The sequence below is a fragment of the Chryseobacterium endophyticum genome (assembly GCF_056333165.1).
Window position 1 is genome coordinate 185,658 of the sequence record NZ_JBWGXE010000005.1, and the last position, 19,066, is coordinate 204,723.

The 19,066-nt window shown below is 40.2% G+C and carries 16 protein-coding genes and 6 tRNA genes; 21 read left to right on the forward strand and 1 reads right to left on the reverse strand.

The window, feature by feature from the left end; translation table 11 throughout:
• Positions 1-269 precede the first annotated feature (269 nt).
• The 19 genes from deoD (at position 270) to AC0N32_RS13265 (ending at position 15,848) form a co-directional block, all read left to right on the forward strand.
• On the forward strand, positions 270-980 hold the full coding sequence (gene deoD / locus AC0N32_RS13175; protein ID WP_476394319.1) for a purine-nucleoside phosphorylase: 711 nt from the start codon (positions 270-272) through the stop codon (positions 978-980).
• Between the two features lie 817 nt (positions 981-1,797).
• Positions 1,798-2,436, forward strand: coding sequence for a hypothetical protein (locus AC0N32_RS13180; RefSeq protein WP_476394320.1), 639 nt, complete (start codon positions 1,798-1,800; stop codon positions 2,434-2,436).
• 169 nt (positions 2,437-2,605) lie between these two features.
• Complete coding sequence (locus AC0N32_RS13185; protein ID WP_476394321.1) at positions 2,606-3,739, forward strand: AAA family ATPase; 1,134 nt, start codon at positions 2,606-2,608, stop codon at positions 3,737-3,739.
• A complete protein-coding gene (locus AC0N32_RS13190; protein ID WP_476394322.1) occupies positions 3,712-4,455 on the forward strand; it encodes a hypothetical protein in 744 nt (247 codons plus the stop codon). The genes AC0N32_RS13185 and AC0N32_RS13190 overlap by 28 nt, the downstream gene beginning before the upstream one ends.
• Entirely contained in the window at positions 4,446-6,842 is a 2,397-nt protein-coding gene (locus AC0N32_RS13195) for a hypothetical protein (RefSeq protein ID WP_476394323.1), read from the forward strand. Before AC0N32_RS13190 ends, AC0N32_RS13195 begins: the two co-directional genes overlap by 10 nt.
• Complete coding sequence (locus AC0N32_RS13200) at positions 6,826-8,502, forward strand: APC family permease (RefSeq protein ID WP_476394324.1); 1,677 nt, start codon at positions 6,826-6,828, stop codon at positions 8,500-8,502. The genes AC0N32_RS13195 and AC0N32_RS13200 overlap by 17 nt, the downstream gene beginning before the upstream one ends.
• Positions 8,499-9,521: a tetratricopeptide repeat protein gene (locus AC0N32_RS13205; RefSeq protein WP_476394325.1), complete on the forward strand. Its 1,023-nt coding sequence runs from the start codon at positions 8,499-8,501 to the stop codon at positions 9,519-9,521. Before AC0N32_RS13200 ends, AC0N32_RS13205 begins: the two co-directional genes overlap by 4 nt.
• Positions 9,522-10,354: 833 nt before the next feature.
• A tRNA-His gene (locus AC0N32_RS13210) sits at positions 10,355-10,427 on the forward strand.
• A 93-nt stretch (positions 10,428-10,520) separates the two neighbouring features.
• A tRNA-Lys gene (locus AC0N32_RS13215) sits at positions 10,521-10,594 on the forward strand.
• A gap of 78 nt (positions 10,595-10,672) precedes the next feature.
• Positions 10,673-10,743: transfer RNA gene (locus tag AC0N32_RS13220), tRNA-Asp, on the forward strand.
• A 74-nt stretch (positions 10,744-10,817) separates the two neighbouring features.
• A tRNA-Met gene (locus AC0N32_RS13225) sits at positions 10,818-10,891 on the forward strand.
• A gap of 351 nt (positions 10,892-11,242) precedes the next feature.
• Positions 11,243-11,324: transfer RNA gene (locus AC0N32_RS13230), tRNA-Cys, on the forward strand.
• 129 nt (positions 11,325-11,453) lie between these two features.
• Positions 11,454-11,525: transfer RNA gene (locus AC0N32_RS13235), tRNA-Gln, on the forward strand.
• 131 nt (positions 11,526-11,656) lie between these two features.
• A complete protein-coding gene (locus AC0N32_RS13240; RefSeq protein WP_476394326.1) occupies positions 11,657-12,142 on the forward strand; it encodes a ribonuclease H-like YkuK family protein in 486 nt (161 codons plus the stop codon).
• Positions 12,143-12,226: 84 nt separating this feature from the next.
• Positions 12,227-12,601, forward strand: a complete 375-nt coding sequence (locus tag AC0N32_RS13245) for a cyclic-phosphate processing receiver domain-containing protein (protein WP_476394327.1) — start codon at positions 12,227-12,229, stop codon at positions 12,599-12,601.
• A 7-nt stretch (positions 12,602-12,608) separates the two neighbouring features.
• Positions 12,609-13,172: a metallophosphoesterase gene (locus tag AC0N32_RS13250; protein ID WP_476394328.1), complete on the forward strand. Its 564-nt coding sequence runs from the start codon at positions 12,609-12,611 to the stop codon at positions 13,170-13,172.
• Between the two features lie 86 nt (positions 13,173-13,258).
• Positions 13,259-13,810, forward strand: a complete 552-nt coding sequence (locus tag AC0N32_RS13255; protein ID WP_476394329.1) for a 3'-5' exonuclease — start codon at positions 13,259-13,261, stop codon at positions 13,808-13,810.
• Positions 13,811-14,429: 619 nt separating this feature from the next.
• On the forward strand, positions 14,430-14,612 hold the full coding sequence (locus AC0N32_RS13260; RefSeq protein ID WP_476394330.1) for a hypothetical protein: 183 nt from the start codon (positions 14,430-14,432) through the stop codon (positions 14,610-14,612).
• A 138-nt stretch (positions 14,613-14,750) separates the two neighbouring features.
• On the forward strand, positions 14,751-15,848 hold the full coding sequence (locus tag AC0N32_RS13265; RefSeq protein ID WP_476394331.1) for a slipin family protein: 1,098 nt from the start codon (positions 14,751-14,753) through the stop codon (positions 15,846-15,848).
• 62 nt (positions 15,849-15,910) lie between these two features.
• On the opposite strand, the gene AC0N32_RS13270 is transcribed toward AC0N32_RS13265, so the two are convergent.
• Complete coding sequence (locus AC0N32_RS13270; RefSeq protein ID WP_476394332.1) at positions 15,911-16,360, reverse strand: VOC family protein; 450 nt, start codon at positions 16,358-16,360, stop codon at positions 15,911-15,913.
• A gap of 182 nt (positions 16,361-16,542) precedes the next feature.
• Between AC0N32_RS13270 and AC0N32_RS13275 the strand changes: the two genes are divergently transcribed.
• Positions 16,543-18,081 (forward strand): SulP family inorganic anion transporter, encoded by a 1,539-nt coding sequence (locus tag AC0N32_RS13275; RefSeq protein ID WP_476394481.1) that lies wholly within the window; start codon positions 16,543-16,545, stop codon positions 18,079-18,081.
• A gap of 313 nt (positions 18,082-18,394) precedes the next feature.
• Positions 18,395-19,066: an HAD family hydrolase gene (locus tag AC0N32_RS13280; protein WP_476394333.1), complete on the forward strand. Its 672-nt coding sequence runs from the start codon at positions 18,395-18,397 to the stop codon at positions 19,064-19,066.

Consider the following 19,066-nt stretch of genomic DNA (forward strand, 5'->3'; position numbering starts at 1 on the left):
ATTCTCCCGCAGATTATGGTGATTACGCAGATCCTAATAAAAAAATCTGCACAATCCGCTCAATCTGCGGGAGTCATCTTCACAACAAAGAGGAATCATTATGCTTAATTCGCTTACCCCAATAAACTTTGTTTATTCTTAAATTTCAACATTAAGTAATTAAGTTTCTTAAGCTCCTTAAATTCTTAATGTTTAAAGGTTAAAAGTCTCGCTTTCCGAAGCCCCGAAAAATATTTTCTTGTTATCTTTGCCCCACAGAAAATTACATTATGAGCATTCACATCAGCGCGGGCAAAGGAGAAATTGCCAAAGTCGTATTGCAGCCGGGAGATCCGCTTCGTGCACAGTTTATCGCCGAAAAATATCTGGAAAATGCCGAACTGGTAAGTAAAACGAGAGGTATTTTTTATTATACAGGATTGTATAAAGGAAAAGAAATCACCGTTGGGGCCAGCGGAATGGGTTTCCCGAGCATCGGGATCTATTCCTTCGAGCTCTTCACGGAATATGAGGTGGATACGATCATCAGGATAGGAACCTGCGGCGCTTACAGTACCGACCTTCAGCTTTTTGATATCCTGAATGTTGAACAGGCAGCCAGTGAAAGCACCTATGCTAAGTATGCCTGGGAAATAGAAGATGAAATTCTTTCCCACCAGGGAAATATTTATGAAACCATCAATAAAACGGCCGAAGAACTTTCGCTGAAAACAAAAGCCATCAATGTTCACAGCAGCGATATTTTCTACAGGAAAGATCCTTCGGTACCGGCCATCGCGACAAAGTACAACTGTCCGGCAGTGGAAATGGAAGCATTCGGATTGTTTGCCAATGCGAAACATTTAGGAAAAAATGCAGCTACCGTTCTTACCGTGACCGACATTATCCCGACCCACGAAAAGATTTCTGCCGACGAAAGAGAAAGAGCCCTGAAACCTATGATGGAGCTGGCGTTGGAATCTGCTTTAAAGAGTCTGTAAAAAATAATCGTATTTATAATCAAAAAAAGGGCTTTACGCATTGTAAAGCTCTTTTTTTATTAAAAACTAAACCTCGATCCGCCTAACATAAGCTTGGTGAATCAATAGGAATGGGCTTTAGCCCATTTTACAAGAGGTAACGGCGAATGGCTTTAGCCTAAACTTATGGTAAGCAGAGACGAAAACCTGTATAATGGCACCTGAGTTCGGGATAAGAGATATTTTAATGATTGATTTTCAAAATAAAGTTATTTTATCGCAAAGAGAAACAAAGAAATCTTTAATTTTTGAAACGCTTTTAAGTTAAACACTTTATGGGAGAGTGTCCGTTTATCAAAAAGCCGGAAAGTTTGGATAGTCCTTTTCAGTAATCACCACGACTTTTTATGATTTAAATAATGATTTTACAGCACAGCTTAGGATTTGCTCCTTCGGAGCAATATCTGTGTAGATCAATATCTGCATCTTTTACCGGAACTCCGTAGGAGTTCTATCTTATCATATCACGCCTATGGCCTTCTTGCGATATTCCATTGTTTCTTTATACTACACAGATACTGCTCCTACGGAGCATAAAAAAATGACTTTTTCAATTAAATTTTTAAGAGTCAGGCGATTAATACTTTGTTTAGCTTTGCGTTTTATATAAACTTATCCGAACTCAGGTTAATGCCCATTATTTTTGGAGTAGTGCTGAAGTCCTGCCGATGGATTTCTTTATAATTTGAACAAAATGTTTATCAGGAACCCGGATTAGATACCAAATCGGCCCTGAAAAATTTTATTCTCAGAGAAATAATTCTATTTTTGTTACATCATGAAAGCCCAATCGCCGTTTCCCGACACTTTATTTCTGCTTCGACAGGAAGAATGCATCACGATTTTCACCGATCTTCAGGAAATTTCTTCGAAGGAGGAGAAAGACGCTGCCCACTATCTTGAAACCGAATTTGAAAATGAAAGGCTGGAGTTTTTGTCGGATACCGTCAGCTATCATAAAGAAGCCGCAGTCTGGGCCGCGAAAGTGCTCTATCACAGCGCGCAGCTTTACCTGGTGCGGGAAAATACGGCAAAAGATCTGAACCGTTTCATTCATGCTTTTAAGGGGAAAAAAGAGGTTTCGGCCCTTCTGTCCGCAGATCTGTCGTTGAGGTTCTTACCGCAGGTCATTCTGGCCCTGAAAAATGCAGACCCCGAAGATCCGCTGATCGGTCTTCTGGAAAATATTCTCACAGACTTCCATTATTCCGCGGTAGGATATGATATCGAACTGGGACACGTCGACTGGGAAAAAGAACTCAGCGACAGCACCTACCGGAAACTTTACCTTGAAAGAATATTCGAAAGAAAAGCCTATGCCTTGGCCGAAATTCCATTCATCAATCAGCTGCTGACCGCAGAATTTGGCTTACATAAAGATATATTTTGGAGAGAATTAAAAATAATAAACCATTAAAGTATAATAAAAAACGCTTGCGGATTTTGAATCCTTGTATTTCGAAAATAAGTGAAACGCTTTTGTTTGCCTTGTTTTAAGCAGTTAAAATCAATTCTTTGTTTTTCTTTGCGTTTTGATTGCGTTACGTCAGACAAGATTTCTTATAATAGATAAAATATAATAATCAATGACTCAGAATATAGAAAAATTAAACCGGGTTCTCACGTATGTAAAAGATACTTTCGTCGGAAAAGATGACGTCATCGATCTGTTGGGAATCTGTCTGCTGGCAAGAGAAAATGCCTTTCTGTACGGTCCTCCCGGAACCGCCAAATCTGCCATGGTCAGAACTCTGGCCAACACCGTAAAAGACGGGAAAAACTTTGAATATCTCCTGACCCGTTTTACCGAGCCGAATGAGATCTTCGGACCTTTCGATATCCGGAAATTAAAAGAAGGAGAGCTGCTCACCAATACCGAAGGCATGATGCCTGAAGCGTCCCTGGTTTTTCTTGATGAAATTTTCAATGCCAATTCTGCCATTCTGAACTCCCTTCTCATGGCTTTAAATGAAAAGATCTTTAAAAGAGGAAAAGAAACCAGGCATCTTCCCGCACTGATGTTCGTGGGAGCAAGCAATGTTCTTCCTGAAGACGAAGCACTGAACGCTCTTTTCGACCGCTTCCTGATCCGGATCAATGTCGATTATGTACATCCTGACCTTCTTCACCAGGTCCTTCTGGCCGGAAGAAAGCTCGAAAACAATACGGAAACGGAAATCCCGGAAATCCTTTCGCATGAGATAAAGGAGCTTCAAAATCTTTGTAAAACCGTCGATTTAAAGCCTGTTTACGAAGTGTACCTGAATACCATTATCAGCCTCCGGAATACGGGAATTGCCATATCCGACCGTAGAGCCGTAAAGATGCAGAATCTTATAGCGGCAAGTGCCCTGATCTGCGGAAGAAACGAAGCGATCGTCTCCGATCTCTGGGTCCTGAAGCATATCTGGGATACGGAAGAGCAGATCGAGATCCTGGAAGGCATCATCAACCGCACCATCGAGAAAGATGACGATCCCAAATCCCATCCCCAGGCCCGGCAGAATAAAACGCCGGATCCTGAAGAAGTAATGAAAGATGTAAAAATCCTCGTGGAGAAATGGAACAGCGGAACACTGAGCTTTGAAGAACAAAATGTAATCAAAGACAAACTGAGATACCTCCAGACCCGTTGCGACTGGATCAGAAATCCTGAACAAAAACAATACATTCAACAGGAAATTGAAAGTCTATGGCAAAAAATCCTTCAGAGCATATAAAAGAATTCTACGCTGAAATTCCACGCGCGGATGAAGAATATCTGGGCGCAATCCGCGACTGGAGCAATATTCAGATCGCATTGGATGACGAAATGATTTGGCTGAAAGGCTTTACGGCCGAACAGGCTGCTTCACCGGACATTCAGCAGCTGCCGAACTTTCTGCTGTACGAACTGCGGGACGCATTGTTATTCCGTAAAAATGCTTTGGTGCCCAGTAAGAAAATGAAAACAGCCCTGCTTTGGACTCCTGTCGATAAAGCTTTAAGGCTTACCTTTCCCATTTCCAACAACAATTTTTTCGGAATTGAGGAAAAAGTTGAGGTGAAATTAAAAACCGGAGAAGATGAACAGCCTGCCGTTGCTTTATTAAGTTCCATGAATGAGATCAAAGAAAGCCTGATTGCATCCCCTAAATTCAAGCTGGAAAAGCTCGACTGGGTCGTTATTGATGATCATGCCTTGTTTCTGGGAACACCTTTGCTGGGATTCCCGGGAAAAACCTACTGGGAAAAGGACGGCCATCTTTTACCCGCAGGCTTCGACTTTGAATTTAAAAATCTCAGCACTTTACTGCAAAAAAAATATAATGCAAATCTGGACAAATGGCTCTTGTGGCATGAAGACGGCAGTTATTTGTCTCTTTTTAAAACCACTTTCAGGAAGTTGTCCGTAAGTTCGTTCCGTCTCACCGAAAAAGCAAAAGAATGGATGTAAGAGAATATTTCCGGTCTTACGAGAATTATTTCTGGGAGTGGACGACCGACGAGGATGTTCACGATGATTCAGGATATCACCAGAACAACCTTATTTCCGTTCCGAATGTAGGGCCTCTTGCGTACAGGGCCTATGTCATGGGTGTTCTCAAAGAATTAAAAGAACAGGGACTGCCGCCGTTCGGTTCATTGTTGCTGGTGCTCTATGCGATCCAGGACGGACATTTAAACATGGATGGGATATTTTTCTATATCAGAAAATACAAAAATGCATTTCCGGGAACAGATATGGAGAATGATATCTATGAAGCGCAAAGCTTTTTAAAGAATTTGATGCATCTCGGGAATTCATTAAAGAAATCCACCAATAAAATTATTCTGTTAAGGACTATTTTCGGTTATGCCCACATCCGCATGTCGCCGGAATATTCCGAAGCGGTGATCCGGAAATTTGAACGGAAACCTCATGCTATCGGTGAATTTGCCCGAAAAGAAGAGCTGAATGCAACGGTTTTCAAAAATGATATTGAAACGCTCGCTTATCTTTATAACGATTTTCCAACGACAGAGTCAATCATCAATGCCATGAAAGACGAGTTTGGTCTTCCGGAACTGAATGAAGAAGTCATGGAAGAGGAAACGACCATTGAAACCGGTATGGAATTTATTGAGCAGCTGGTGGAAGAGCCGAAAACATTTCAGGTGGGAAGCCTCATCAAAAGAATCTGGAGCGGACTGAAGATCCCGATGCGCCATCTTTCACCCGGAGAGCAACCCATAGGCGGAATTTCCGACATGACGAACAAAGGTGAGTTCCACAGAATGCTGCTGTCGGAATTTGCCCATGATGATGAGGTTTTCATGAACCGCGTGGCCAACAACGAATCGTTGTATATTCAGCGGGAAATTCCACCCGAAGAAAATATTTTTGAACGGATCATTCTGATTGATACTTCGCTGAAAAACTGGGGAACCCCGAAAGTTTTGGCCTTTGCCTCTGCCATCGCCGTCATCAAGCATCCGAAAGCACATTCCGAATGTAAAGTTTTTGCCCTCGGAGAACATACCGTTCCATTATCCTTGAACAATGTTGAAGAGGTTATCGATAACCTGAATTTTGTAAGCCCCGTGCTGGATGTTTCAAAATCGTTGGAAAAGTTTTTTACAGAAGAGCATAGCGGAAAAGATCTGGAAGTCTTTTTCATCACCCATGAAGAAAATTTAAAAAATCTTAACCTGCGGAAAGTTATTCATGAAAACCGTGATCGCCTAAGGTTTCTGGTGACGACTTCCGCAACCGGTGAGCTGAATTTCTTTAAACATCAGAAAGGAATCAGGAAACATATCCAGAAAATAATCCTTCCGCTGAAGGAGTTGTGGTCTAATCCCCCTTCAAAGAAAAGAAAAAATACAGGTAATGCGGATCCGGGCATAAAAACTGATGTCCCTAAAAATTATCCGCTGCTCTTCCCGGCTCCGAAAAAGCAGATCGCTGCCTTTCTTTATGAAGGTGAGTTCTTTATTTTGAGCAGTAAAAAGCAATTGCTCAGAACACATCTCACCGATAATTATTATAACAAAGGGTATTATGTAGACTACTGGACACATCGCGGGTGCGAAGTCCTGTACGAAAATATATCCGTTAAAGATCAGGGTCAATTTGCTCTGGCAAAGAATAAGCAGCAGCAGTTTATTTTGTGCCAGTACCAGCCCGCTAAGAAACTGATTTCAAAACTCAATATCCATACGAAAGAATATTCGGAGCTGAATGTCGCCGGATTTGAGATTCCCCTCGATGTGCAACTGGTCTATTTTGATAAACATTTTTACCTGCACGAAGAGCGATTGGAAGAAATCTTCGCGCTGACTGTGGAAGGAGAAGTTTCCATAGAATTGGTCCGCAATGACGCCGAAATCGCTAAAAACACAACAAAAGTACAGAATGAACTGGAAAAGCTGAAGTTTAATAAATTTAAGATATTTAGTAATTTTACTTTAGTCGGAATCAACAGTGACCATAACCTCGTTTTCTCTAAAAGTGAGCTGAAAAACTATGGAGGCACGCTTTATCTTATGAGAAATAAATTACCGGTGACCCTACAGGCAAGCCAGACTAAAAATAAATTTATCTTTTCTGAAGGAAGTGAAATTATCACGGATCCCCGGGGGATGATCACCTTCAAAAGTATTAATGCCGATATTCCGGTGTTTTATATGCCTGCCCTGGAGCATCGTGCCGCCGCTTTGGCTTCGGATACGGAATTCGGAGGGTCAGAATATTATCTGCCACAGCATACGTTGCTTAAAGTAAAAGAAATGCAGGGAATGTACGACGATTACCTGAAAAGATTTATCGATCAAATACTGGAATATGGAACTGAAGATTAAACCTTTTCCGAAAAACAATTATCCCAGGACAGGAGTTCTGATCAGGAGTGCCTCTCCGTTGGTGTGGCTCCGGGAAATGGATCTGTTGGATATTGATCTCCATTCGGTACAGACATTCGCCATTCCTTCGCATGAACCGAACATTTTGTACGGATGCCTGCTGGTCTTTCATCATCATGCTCCCGCTGATATCGGGCCGCACAGATATTTTCAGTGTTTCAACCGACAATTGTTCATCCCTGAAAACACCGACTTTTACCCAAGGATCGTTTCCGATGACTGGAAAAATCAGGACGTCCAATATGTAATCATGCATCCTGATTTCGGTCTTGTCCGGCTGAAAGAAGAAATCGACTGGATCGCTGTTTTACAGGACACGCCCGAAAAAGAAGCCCGTGTCAGGAAACCGCTGAACGGGATAAACATTCCGCAGAAAATACGGAGTTTTCAGGTAAATATGAATGACGACGATCTGCTGGAAGAGCTGATGAATCCCCAGACGGATGAAGAATGGATGAAAAACCTTCCTTTTGACCTGGAAAAAGTAAAGGCCGGAAATCTGGAAGAAATTGAAAAGTACATCGCTTATATCACCAAATATCCTGAAAGGGCGGTTTATTTCGGCGTTCCGCTGGATATTCACAGTACGTCTAGAGGCGGCTTCGGAGATTTTAACTTTGATTTCGGCAAATTCGGGATGGGCGGCGACCCCATCAAACAAGATAAGCAGTTGCCGGACAGCTCTGAAAGATCGAAACATTCATGGAAAGTGTTAATCGGGTTTATAGTGCTGGTTGCCATGATTATTTTTGTCATAGACTCAAAGAAAAACAATCCTGAAGAACCTGCAGTCTCTCAGGTTTCAACAGATCTTTACAATCATTATCCAGTTGAGGCAGCACCTGAAAACAAGCTTGCTTTTGAATCCGGAGTTACCAAAATTGATATGGTGATCGATTCTCTGTACGGACAAGAAAGGAGACAGCTGATCAGGAAATATGATGAGGTGAATGGTGAGGGTGATGTTATCTTGTGGAAAATCGAAGATTACCGCCTGAAAGAAAAAAAATCAAGAGATTCGCTGAAGAATATTTACCTTAAAAAAACAGAAGATCTGGTAAAGCTTAAAACAGAAGGGTACCATACGAAAATTCTCGATTCGATAAGGAAAGATCCGGAAAACACGATGTCAAAAGTCTCTCAGAAACTTATGGCTGATGATATCCTGGAGATGAGAAGAAGGACGATCTATGATTCGTTATCCAGAATTTACGGAACATCAGGCACAACTGACCCAATGGTTGTCTTTCATAATGATTCAGGGACAAAAGCTTTTGACACAGAGCCGAAAGCGGCCGAGGAAAAGCCCACTTCCGTATCAGAGATTACCTGGATGATCCTGGCCATGATCGGATTGGTGGCCGGATATTCTTATTTTGTCAGGAAAAAACCATTGTATATGGGTGGAGATTATGTTTCTGAAGGAATTAAGATGATTCTGATTGCTTTACTGGCGGCCGCATTGCTGTATATTTTCTATCCGTTGATCCAGACTTTCGGCTACAATTGGCTGGTATGGTTAATGATCATCGGCGTTATTGTACTTCTATACAGATTATTCAGTGAAGATATGGACATTCTAAAATCAGGAAAAAAATGAGGAAAACAAAGTTTTTAGAAAAGTTCCTGGTCGCCTTTTTTATACTTGTGGCTTTTAAGATCATTGCCATGGTTGCGCAATGGTCCCGGGAAGCGTTGGAGGATGCGACGATGAGCATATTCAAATTCATATTCTTTGCCTGCATTGCTGTGATTTTAATTGTTATACTGCAGAATAAAGAGAAAGATCCTCCGGTTTCTCCAGCCGGAAAAAAGCGTGGCGGTGGCGGAATGTCACTGGATTCAGCATTATTTGACCGGTTGAGAAATATCTATGAAGATATTGCTGATAAACACATCCTGAATAACGAATATAAAAAAGCAGCCATCGTCTATATGAATTTGCTCAAAGACGATTACAGGGCTGCCAAAACACTGGAACTGGGAGGGTTTTACAACGAAGCGGCAGCAGTTTATCTCAAAAAACTGAACAGTAAATCTGATGCCGCCCATTGCTACGTCCAGGCAAAACAATATGATAAAGCCATCACCCTGTACAAGGAACTGCAGCAGAAGGAAAAAGTAGGAGACCTGTATAAAATCCTGGATGACCAGGAAAATGCTTTGCTGTTTTATCAGATGGTGGCGGACGATTATCTGGCGAGTTTCCAGATTGTGAATGCCTCAAAGATATACCGCTATAAAATGGACATGCCCGATGAGGCCCAGATCGTTCTTCTTAAAGGCTGGGAAGAAAATCATGATCCGCTCAACTGTCTGCAACAGTATTTCTCTCATATTTCTGATGTTAAAAAGCTCGGACAGGAAATTCAGCACATTTTTCGCCAAACGCCTTCGGACAAAAAAATCATTTATTTGGAAGCGATGAAGCATGAATTTAAAAAGGATCACGAACTTCAGGCTCCCACAAGAGAGATAGCGTACGAAATCATCGCCGAAAAAGTAAAGACGCGTTCGGAAATAGTGAATGAACTGAAGCATTTCAATCCGGAAGATGAGGTGATTTTGAAAGATATTTCGAGGTATAAAATGGGGAGGAATAAGATGTTCAGAAATTGATTAATTTGAAAATTGGCTAATTTGGAAATTTAAAAAAACCTGTAGCTTTGCCGACTCTGAACCATCTGATTTTGATACTCACCATCAATAACTAATTCTCCCGCTTCAAAAAAAGATTTATCTTTGCGACAACAAAATTATGACAATACAAAGAGCACATATCAGTTTAAATCTATGCGATCACCCTACAGGAAAGGGATCGTTTGGGCATGAATGGATGATATCGTATGAGGCGAAATGGGCTTACTTTGAAAAATATTTACAATAATCTCGTAAAAATTAAATCAAAATATAGCAGAAACGCCTCGATTGTCGGGGCGTTTTTTGTGTTTTTATGGCAGAAATTATTTAGAACGAAAAAAAATAACCATAAAAGTGAACATTTTTTAATAACAAATGAATAATTAATAATAAAATAAAGCGTGATCAGTAACCCGATGAGAGACAGTCATTTAGGTAGTAAGGCATCTGCAAAATATTGCGGACAGGGGTTTTCTATTTTAAATATTTGATTTAATTAATTGATTATCAGTATCTTAAATTAAAAATAAATTTGTGAGTTAAAAAAAATCATATTTACTTTGCAACCGAAAATTGAATGCGACAGGTATTCAGATTTCAAAAACTTTATTAAAAAAAGAATATACAATGAAACAATTTAAAAACATATTCCATAAGTATTCACCGCTACACGGCCAGCAGCCGATGGGATTATCTTGTGTATGTGTTTTAGATCATGAATTCTTTAATAAAAGGTGCTTATATACGTAGGTCGGCTAATGACTTATACGCAAAATAATGAGCGCCTCCCGAAAAGAGGCGCTTTTTTTATGGTTTCTCTAGCTTATTGGTAAAGCGCCGGTTTGTGGCACCGGAGAATAGGGTTCGATTCCCGGAGATACCCCAAAATGTGAATGGTCAATAGTGAATTTGTTTCACAATTGAATTTAAAAATTGACAAGCAAAGCGGATTGCTCATTGACTATTCACAACATCAACAATCTTATAGCTCAAATGGTTAGAGCACCGGTCTTTTAAACCGGGGGTTGAAAGTTCGAATCTTTCTGGGATTACAAAAATGTGAATGGTCAATGGTGAATTAAAATTGACAAGCGAAAGCGAATTGACCATTGACTATTCACAAAAAAAAAGGTCTATTGAGTTAATGGCAACCTTCCCGACTGTCTCTCGGGAACTGCAGGTTCGATTCCTGTGTAGACCGCAAGATTCACGGAAAATTTCTGATCCGACTGTCTCTCGGAAAGGATTTTTAAAGTGAATCTTATTTAAAAAAACGATTTCGTAGCTCAATGGGTTAGAGTATCGGTTTCATAAGCCGAAGGTTGAAGGTTCGAATCCTTCCGAAATTACTAAGAATGTGAATGGTCAATGGTGAATTTTGCTTCGCCAGTGAATTTTAAACTTGCTGAGCATAGCGATTGATTCATCATTCAAATAAAATAATTGTTTCAAGAGAAAGGTAAAGCCTGTCGAGCGCAGACGATCTTTAAGCCAAAAAAAACACAGGAATTACAGACCGGCTTTTCCTACTCAAAAAGCAAAAAATGAAATACAAGCAAAGTAATATTATAATAATTTTTTAGTGAAAATAAGCCTGTCCAAGCGCAGACGTTCTTTATATCAAAAATAAGACAGGCTTTATTTTAAATTTAAAAAACAGGTAAAGATTACATGACCCATTGCTGATAATTCATAAAAATGATGGTTCGCCGAAGTGGAAGAGTCGGGGCGGTCTGCAAAACCGTTGCGTAAGCTGAGTGGGTTTGACTCCCATAACCATCTCAAATAACTAAAATGAGATTAGTTCCGGAGAAAAGAAAAGGCCTGTCGGGCGCAGAAGTTCTTATATCAAACCAAAAATTAAGACAGGCTTTATTTTCTTCAACAGTAGAGTAATAATAACTCAAAAATTGATTCATGGTGTAATAGGTAGCACACAAGACTTTGACTCTTGTTGTTCAGGTTCAAGTCCTGATGAATCAGCAAAGAAGTGAATGCTAAATCGTATATTTTAATGGTGGATGAATTAAAAATTGGCAGGCAAGGCGAATTGATAATTCACTTTTCAAGTAATAATTGATAAAATTTAAACAAAACAAAAACATGTAGAAAAAATGGAAACGCAACAACAACTATGGCAGAATATGACAGGAAAAGTTTTCCGGAATTCTATCACACAGCTGGTAGAAGAAGCCATCATCCGCGAACTGGCTAATGGCCACCGGCTCAAGGTCTGTGTGGGCTCAGATTCACACGTGTACGGTGAAGCGATTAATTATGCGACGGCAGTTGTCTTTATCCGCGAAGGAAAAGGAGCGTTTACCTTTATCAGAAAACAAAGAGAATTACAGACCATCAGCATCAAAGAGCGAATGCTGAACGAGGTCAACAAATCCGTAGAAATTGCGTATGCGATCTGTCCTGTACTGGATGCGTACGGTATAGAAATGGAGGTGCATGCGGATATCAATACAGATCCTGATTACAAATCAAATGTCGCCCTGAAAGATGCGATGGGATACATTCTGGGAATGGGATATGTCTTTAAAGCAAAACCTTTTGCTTTCGCAAGCTCCAATTGTGCGGATATGATGGTGTAAAAGTGGGGTGATGGATGAGGGAAGCTGGAAGTTTTTAACAGGATGAAATGTTATATTCTTATTTAAATTAATCTATAATCAACCATGGAAACAACCAAAAGATTACTGTTTCTCGACGATATAAGATATCCCATTGAAGCTTATCATTACACAAAACAGGCTATTTATCTTAGAAAAGACTGGCATATCGTTCGGAATTACGAACAATTTATCAACAGGATTTTGGAATATGGACTTCCGGAAATGATCTCTTTCGACCATGATCTCGCGGATAAACACTACCTGGAATCAGATTCTGAGGGATTTATTGAAAAAACAGGTTATGATTGTGCAAAATGGTTGGTAGAACATTGTATGGATAACGACTTAGATTTACCGGAATTCTATTCGCACTCGATGAATCCTGTCGGAAAGGAAAATATTGAAAGTCTTTTAAAAAATTTCAAAAACATTAAATAAACAAAAAATGAAACCTAATATATTTTTTACTGCAGACCATCATTTTGGTCACGAAAATATTATAAAATTCTCAGAAAGGGCTTTTGAATCTCTGGATCAGATGAATGAAGAACTTATCAAAAGATGGAACGAGAAAGTCGGGTTAAATGATACGGTCTACCATTTGGGCGACGTGAGCTTGGGCAAACCGGATTTTACAAAAGAAGTCCTGGATCGCCTCAACGGAAATATCCATCTGATAAAAGGAAATCATGAAGGTGCGGCCTTAACCTATCCTAAAAGATTCGAATCCATAAGAGATTACCATGAATTAAGGATTGATGAGCCCGAAAACAGCAACGGCAAACAAAAAATAATTCTTTTTCATTACGCAATGAGAACCTGGAATGGTTCGCATCGCGGAATATGGCAACTTTACGGGCATTCTCACGGTACTTTACCCGATGATGAAACGGCGTTGAGTTTCGATGTAGGTGTGGATTGCCATAATTTCTATCCTGTTTCCTACGAAGAAGTAAAAGAAATAATGAAAAAGAAAAAATGGACACCGCCGTTTGGCCCGAGAAATTAAATAAAGAGAAGACGGAGATCGAGGCCGGAACTGTAAAAACTTCCTGTTTTCATCACCCGACTTCCAAACCTTAAAATTTTAGACAAATGAAAACAACAGAAACGATATTAATCATAGACCTTGAAGCGACGTGCTGGGACGACCGGCCGCCGAGAGGTCAGGAAAGCGAGATCATTGAAATCGGGGTATGCCTTATGGATGCCCGGACCGGAAAGATCTCACAGAATGAAGGCATTCTCGTGAAGCCTCAATTCTCAAAAGTAAGTCCGTTTTGTACGGAGCTCACTTCCATTACACAGCAAATGCTGGATGATGAAGGCATTTTATTGGAAGATGCTCTGGATATACTGAGAGCTGAATATGATGCTGAAAACCTCACCTGGGCAAGTTACGGAAACTATGATCTGAATATGCTCCGGAATCAGGCGAGACGATTTAAAACCGATTATCCTTTGAGCGACGACCATATCAACGTCAAAACATTATTCGGCGAATTGCACCCGACTGTAAGGAAAAGTGTAGGGATGGCAAGGGCTTTAGACGAACTCAACCTTACACTGGAAGGCACTCATCACCGCGGGGTAGATGATGCGAAGAACATTGCGAAGATTCTTCATTGGTGTTTGAAACAAATGTAAGAATGTAATAATGTAGCAGTGTAACAATTTGATATATAATAGTGTAGCAATCTGCCAATGTAAATCTAAATGGATGATGTAAAGCAGAATTGTATTTTTTTGTAAATTATTTTTACAACGCAAAAAGGTTGCGCAATTCATGTTTTACTTTGTACCATCAAAATGAAACAATACTGAAGTTTTGAAAAATAAATTTTAGTCAAAATATCAGGCAGGTCTTGTTGAGTGCTTCGGTTTACGGCACCATTGCAGAAGAACTTGTTGAGAAACATCAGTTGGTTCTGTTCAGCTTGATCTGAAGGTTTGGGGAGTTTTCCAAAAAACTTCTACCATGCGCTATGGGTCGGGGGTTCGAATCCTCCTATTTCCTTCGGGGGAATATAACTCAGTCCGGTTAGAGTAATAGCTTTTTTTATTGTGGGTTCGAGTCCCACTGCCAAGTCGATTGGTATGGCGCAAATGGTATACGCACTACATTACGGTTGTAGGTTAATTTGAAATAGACTCAAAATCTATTTTTCGGGAGTTTGAATGTTCTCATCAAAAATGTTCAATCAGGGAAAGATCCGGGATCTTTTCAGTTGTTGGATCAACATTCTGAAAAAGCCTGTAAGAAAAGATGTTTTCTGAAACTGAAATTGCACTGAAGAATGTATCGCTTTCAGTCCCATTTCTGAAAAGGATGGTTTTCTGCGTGAGCGATGGTAACGGATATCCTTTTTTGTCCGCAAAAAAGATAGCAGTGAACGTAGCGATCCGGGCGGCTGGTCATGCAGCGGCAAGGGACACGCCCAAAATCTGAACGTTTGGAAATACACTGGAAAATAAGTTCCGAATCAATGGATTTTCTGAAATATTTTTTCTTCCGCCGTTTTTGGAAGAAGAAATCACGGATTTTCCTTTTTTTAAACTGAAATAATAACGATTAAATATAAAAGCCATGATAAAAAATGTACAAATTAAAGCGTATGAAAGAGCTCTTGTGTTCAGGAACGGAAACCTGATCGATATCCTGAAAGAAGGAAGTTACTGGATTTTCGGGAATAAATCCGTCAAAATTTTCGATATGAAGCTTTTGTTTACGCCCAATCATGATCTTAGCCTTTTGCTAAAGAACGAAGGCCTGAAATCGATGCTGGAAGTGATCGAAGTAAAAGACGGTGAAATTGTCCTGATGTACGAAAACGGAATTTTTAAAGAAGTCCTGAATGTTGGACAATATGCCTTCTGGAAAGGTATTTTCAACAGGGAATTCCAAAAAATTGATGTAACGAAAGTGGAAATTACGGAATCTGTTTCCAAAACGATTCTGGAACACGCAAAGCTGAAAGGTTTTGTGAGAAAATTTGTGGTCGTCAACCAGTATAAAGGCCTTTTGATTATTGACGGAAAGCTGTCAAAAGTTCTGGAAGCCGGAACCTGCTACTTCTGGAACAATGAGACTTCTATTGAGGTAAAAGCCATCGATACAAGAATGCAGCAAATGGAAATTGCCGGCCAGGAGTTGCTTACAAAGGATAAAGCGATGCTCAGAATTAACTTCTATGTCCGTTACCAGGTGGAAAACATCGTGAAAGCGATGACGGAGAACAAGGAATATGATAAGCAATTGTATATTCTGATGCAGCTGGCTTTACGTGAATTCGTGGGCGCCCTGACACTGGATGAGCTTTTGCTGAAAAAAGATACGGTAGGAAAAGAAATCCTAGACAACCTCGGAAACAAAGGAGAAAGCCTTGGGCTGAACGTTTCCGATGCGGGAATCCGTGATGTGATCCTGACCGGGGAAATGAAGGAAATCATGAACCAGGTGCTGATCGCTGAGAAGAAAGCACAGGCCAACAGCATCATGAGGCGTGAAGAAACGGCTTCCACAAGAAGTCTCCTGAATACTTCCAAGCTGATGGAAGAAAATGAAGTTCTCTGGAAGCTGAAAGAAATGGAGTATATGGAGAAAATAGCCGATAAGATCGGAGATATCACCGTGTCCGGAAACAGCAATATTGTCTCTCAGCTAAAGGAGATTTTTGCGAAATAAAACTAATAATCATCATTATAGAGGCTGCCCAAATTTTTTGGACAGCCTCGCCTGTATCAAATCTATAGGCTTTTCTCCAGCCATTCTTCATAAGAGAGTACGCCCCATTCAGGTTTTCCTTCGCCTTCCAGCACAGAAATAAACTCCAGCTGATTGCCGTCGGGATCATTAAAGTAAATTGCCAGCGCGGGCATCCATGCAAAGACCATCGGCTTTTCGGTTCCGTTTTTCAGGAAGTTGTAGGGCTTTAGGTTTTTATTTTTCAGGAATTCTACAGAATAATTCAGTATATCTTCCTGATCTGCGGTGAATGCGAAGTGCCTCGTCTGTAAATTTTCTTTCTGCTCCCACAAGCCCAGCATGGATTCTTTATTTTTACCAATCCACAAAAACGCGATTGGGCGGGTTTCATCTCTGTGCGCCAGTTCAAGGCCTAAAACTTCGGTGTAAAATTGTATCGCTTCTTCCAGGTTGCTCACCTGAACATGGGTTTCATATAATCCTCTAATCATAAAAATTAATTTATTTAACAAATCTATAAAACGGATTTTCCAAAAGTGATAATCGTTGATTTTTTTAGGTAAAACAGATGATAGATATATTTCATAACCGGTAAAGAACCGTTTAATTGAAATCGAAACATTCATATTTAAAATTGGAAAGAAGTGTTCTACTGACTACCTTTGCCCCCGAAATGAAAAATACCATTGCTTTATTCGATTTCTCGAAAAAAATAAATTATAAAAATGAACTGCTGGCAGGATTTACGGTTGCCATGACCATGATCCCGGAGTCGCTTTCTTTTGCGATTCTTGCCGGACTTTCTCCTCTAACTGGATTGTATGCTGCCTTCATGATGGGATTGGTAACCGCCATTTTCGGAGGACGCCCCGGAATGGTTTCAGGAGGTGCCGGCGCTACCATTGTGGTCCTCATTGCCCTGATAAAAACCCATGGCGTAGAGTATCTCTTTGACACCGTAATTTTAGCAGGTGTTTTTCAGATGCTGGTCGGTATTTTCAAATGGGGGAAATTCGTAAGACTCATTCCACAGCCGGTCATGTATGGTTTTCTGAATGGCCTGGCAGTCATTATTTTCATGTCGCAGGTAGAACAGTTCAAAATAACAGATGCAAACGGAGTGACCAGCTGGCTGCAGGGGACATCTTTATATATCATGGCCGGATTGGTAGCTTTAACGATTGCTGTGGTTTACTTTTTACCGAAAATTACAAAAGCGATTCCGGCTTCTTTAGTGGCTATTTTGATAGTTTTCGCCGTCGTTTTAGGGTTTAACATCAATACCAAAACGGTCGCGGATATAGCCAGTATCAGTGGAAGCTTACCCAGTTTCCATATCCCGGGCATTCCTTTTTCATTAGAAACATTACAGATTATCTTTCCTTATGCTTTGATTATGGCGGGAGTCGGTTTAATAGAATCGCTTTTAACCCTGTCAATGGTCGATGAGATTACCAATACAAAAGGAAATGCCAATAAGGAATCGGTAGCGCAGGGACTCGCCAATATCACCAACGGTTTCTTCGGTGGGATGGGCGGCTGTGCGATGGTGGCCCAGACCCTGGTCAATTTAAATGCTGGATCTAGAGCAAGACTTTCCGGGATCATTGCGTCTGTCACCATTTTGATCATCATTCTGGCAGGTGCTCCTTTCATTGAAAAGATTCCCATGGCAGCGCTGGTCGGGGTGATGATGATGGTTGCCATCAGTACCTTTCAGTGGGTTTCCATACGGATTGTCAATAAAATGCCGAAATCAGACATTTTTGTGGGAATTACGGTTGCGTTAATCACCATTATTTTACATAACCTGGCACTGGCAGTTCTTGTGGGTGTGGTAATCTCTGCTCTCGTTTTTTCCTGGGATAATGCCAAAAGGATCCGTGCCAGAAAGCATACTGACGAAAAAGGAATTAAGCATTATGAGATTTTCGGACCGTTATTTTTCGGTTCTGTCACTGCTTTTATGGATAAATTTGATCCTGCCGGTGATCCTGCGCAAGTGGTTGTGGATTTCAAAGAAAGCCGTATTGTCGATATGAGTGCCATCGATGCTTTAGACAAATTGTCTAAAAAATACACGCAGCAAAATAAAATACTGCACCTGAAACACCTGAGCGAAGACTGCCGTACCCTGCTGAAAAACGCGGAAGCCATTATCGATGTTAATATACAGGAGGACCCGACGTATAGGGTGATGCCGGAGAAGTAGGGTTGAGGTTGAGGGTTTTAGGGTTTTAGGATTTGAGGGTTTATTTTTGTTGTTACCGGCTAAATGAAGTTGAGATTTATAGATGGAAATCTATTCAATAAAGTGAAATCCGGCTATTCTGTATTAGAGAGAGTTTATCAGTGATCTGTTAAAATAAATTTCAATTAAATAATATCATAAAAATTTCTTAAAACATCAAACTACATTTATACATTAATTTAAAAATTCTATCTTTGGATGTAATTGATATTTTTTTTACCATTTAAAAATCTTTTTCAAGAAACGAGCTAAACAAAACTTTAACTAAACCATTTTGAAAACAGATATAGACATCCGCGGTCATTTACATTTTTCTTTCGATCTGTGGCTTACCTTAATAAAATCTCACCCTGAATTTAAAGCAAAAAGAGTTGAGCTCTTTGCCTCGTTTTTTGATATCAGAAAGCCGCTTGATAAAGTTACAAAAGTTGTAAAATACTATGATGATCTCTGCAATTCCATTAATGAAGTGATCGGGGGCAATGTAGATACGTTTGAGATCTATTTGCTGATCTTAAATGCTTTGCAGGTAGATTTAAAACAGGTAAATAAAGAACAGCTAAACGAATTTTACCGCAAAAGCGAAGATCTGTTCCTGGAGTACCGTCCGGTCGTGATTTTCGAAAATCTGCATCAGTTTTTTGATGAAATTAAAAATCAGGGGAAGACCATCAATATTCTCAGCAATACAGGTTTCATCAAAGGAAAAACGATGAGGAAATTCCTGATCGGTGAAGACCTCGACCGCTACATCGATTTCCATATTTATTCCGATGAGATCAATTATTCAAAGCCGGATCCGCAGATCTTTCGTGAGGTTAAAAATCTAATCGGTCAGGAGATCGCGCTGCATCAGGTTTTACACGTCGGAGATAATCCTATTGCCGATTATAAAGGCGCTAAGGATTTTGGGTTCAACGCACACTTACTTACACACAAAATATAA

Excerpts from the sequence above, each read along its gene's own strand:
- deoD (WP_476394319.1), top strand. The coding sequence starts at position 270 with ATGAGCATTCACATCAGCGCGGGCAAAGGAGAAATTGCCAAAGTCGTA.
- AC0N32_RS13250 (WP_476394328.1), top strand. The coding sequence starts at position 12,609 with ATGAAACCTAATATATTTTTTACTGCAGACCATCATTTTGGTCACGAA.
- AC0N32_RS13190 (WP_476394322.1), top strand. The coding sequence starts at position 3,712 with ATGGCAAAAAATCCTTCAGAGCATATAAAAGAATTCTACGCTGAAATT.
- AC0N32_RS13180 (WP_476394320.1), top strand. The coding sequence starts at position 1,798 with ATGAAAGCCCAATCGCCGTTTCCCGACACTTTATTTCTGCTTCGACAG.
- AC0N32_RS13185 (WP_476394321.1), top strand. The coding sequence starts at position 2,606 with ATGACTCAGAATATAGAAAAATTAAACCGGGTTCTCACGTATGTAAAA.
- AC0N32_RS13275 (WP_476394481.1), top strand. The coding sequence starts at position 16,543 with ATGAAAAATACCATTGCTTTATTCGATTTCTCGAAAAAAATAAATTAT.
- AC0N32_RS13255 (WP_476394329.1), top strand. The coding sequence starts at position 13,259 with ATGAAAACAACAGAAACGATATTAATCATAGACCTTGAAGCGACGTGC.
- AC0N32_RS13240 (WP_476394326.1), top strand. The coding sequence starts at position 11,657 with ATGGAAACGCAACAACAACTATGGCAGAATATGACAGGAAAAGTTTTC.
- AC0N32_RS13205 (WP_476394325.1), top strand. The coding sequence starts at position 8,499 with ATGAGGAAAACAAAGTTTTTAGAAAAGTTCCTGGTCGCCTTTTTTATA.
- AC0N32_RS13245 (WP_476394327.1), top strand. The coding sequence starts at position 12,227 with ATGGAAACAACCAAAAGATTACTGTTTCTCGACGATATAAGATATCCC.
- AC0N32_RS13200 (WP_476394324.1), top strand. The coding sequence starts at position 6,826 with ATGGAACTGAAGATTAAACCTTTTCCGAAAAACAATTATCCCAGGACA.
- AC0N32_RS13270 (WP_476394332.1), bottom strand. The coding sequence starts at position 16,360 with ATGATTAGAGGATTATATGAAACCCATGTTCAGGTGAGCAACCTGGAA.
- AC0N32_RS13260 (WP_476394330.1), top strand. The coding sequence starts at position 14,430 with ATGTTTTCTGAAACTGAAATTGCACTGAAGAATGTATCGCTTTCAGTC.
- AC0N32_RS13195 (WP_476394323.1), top strand. The coding sequence starts at position 4,446 with ATGGATGTAAGAGAATATTTCCGGTCTTACGAGAATTATTTCTGGGAG.
- AC0N32_RS13265 (WP_476394331.1), top strand. The coding sequence starts at position 14,751 with ATGATAAAAAATGTACAAATTAAAGCGTATGAAAGAGCTCTTGTGTTC.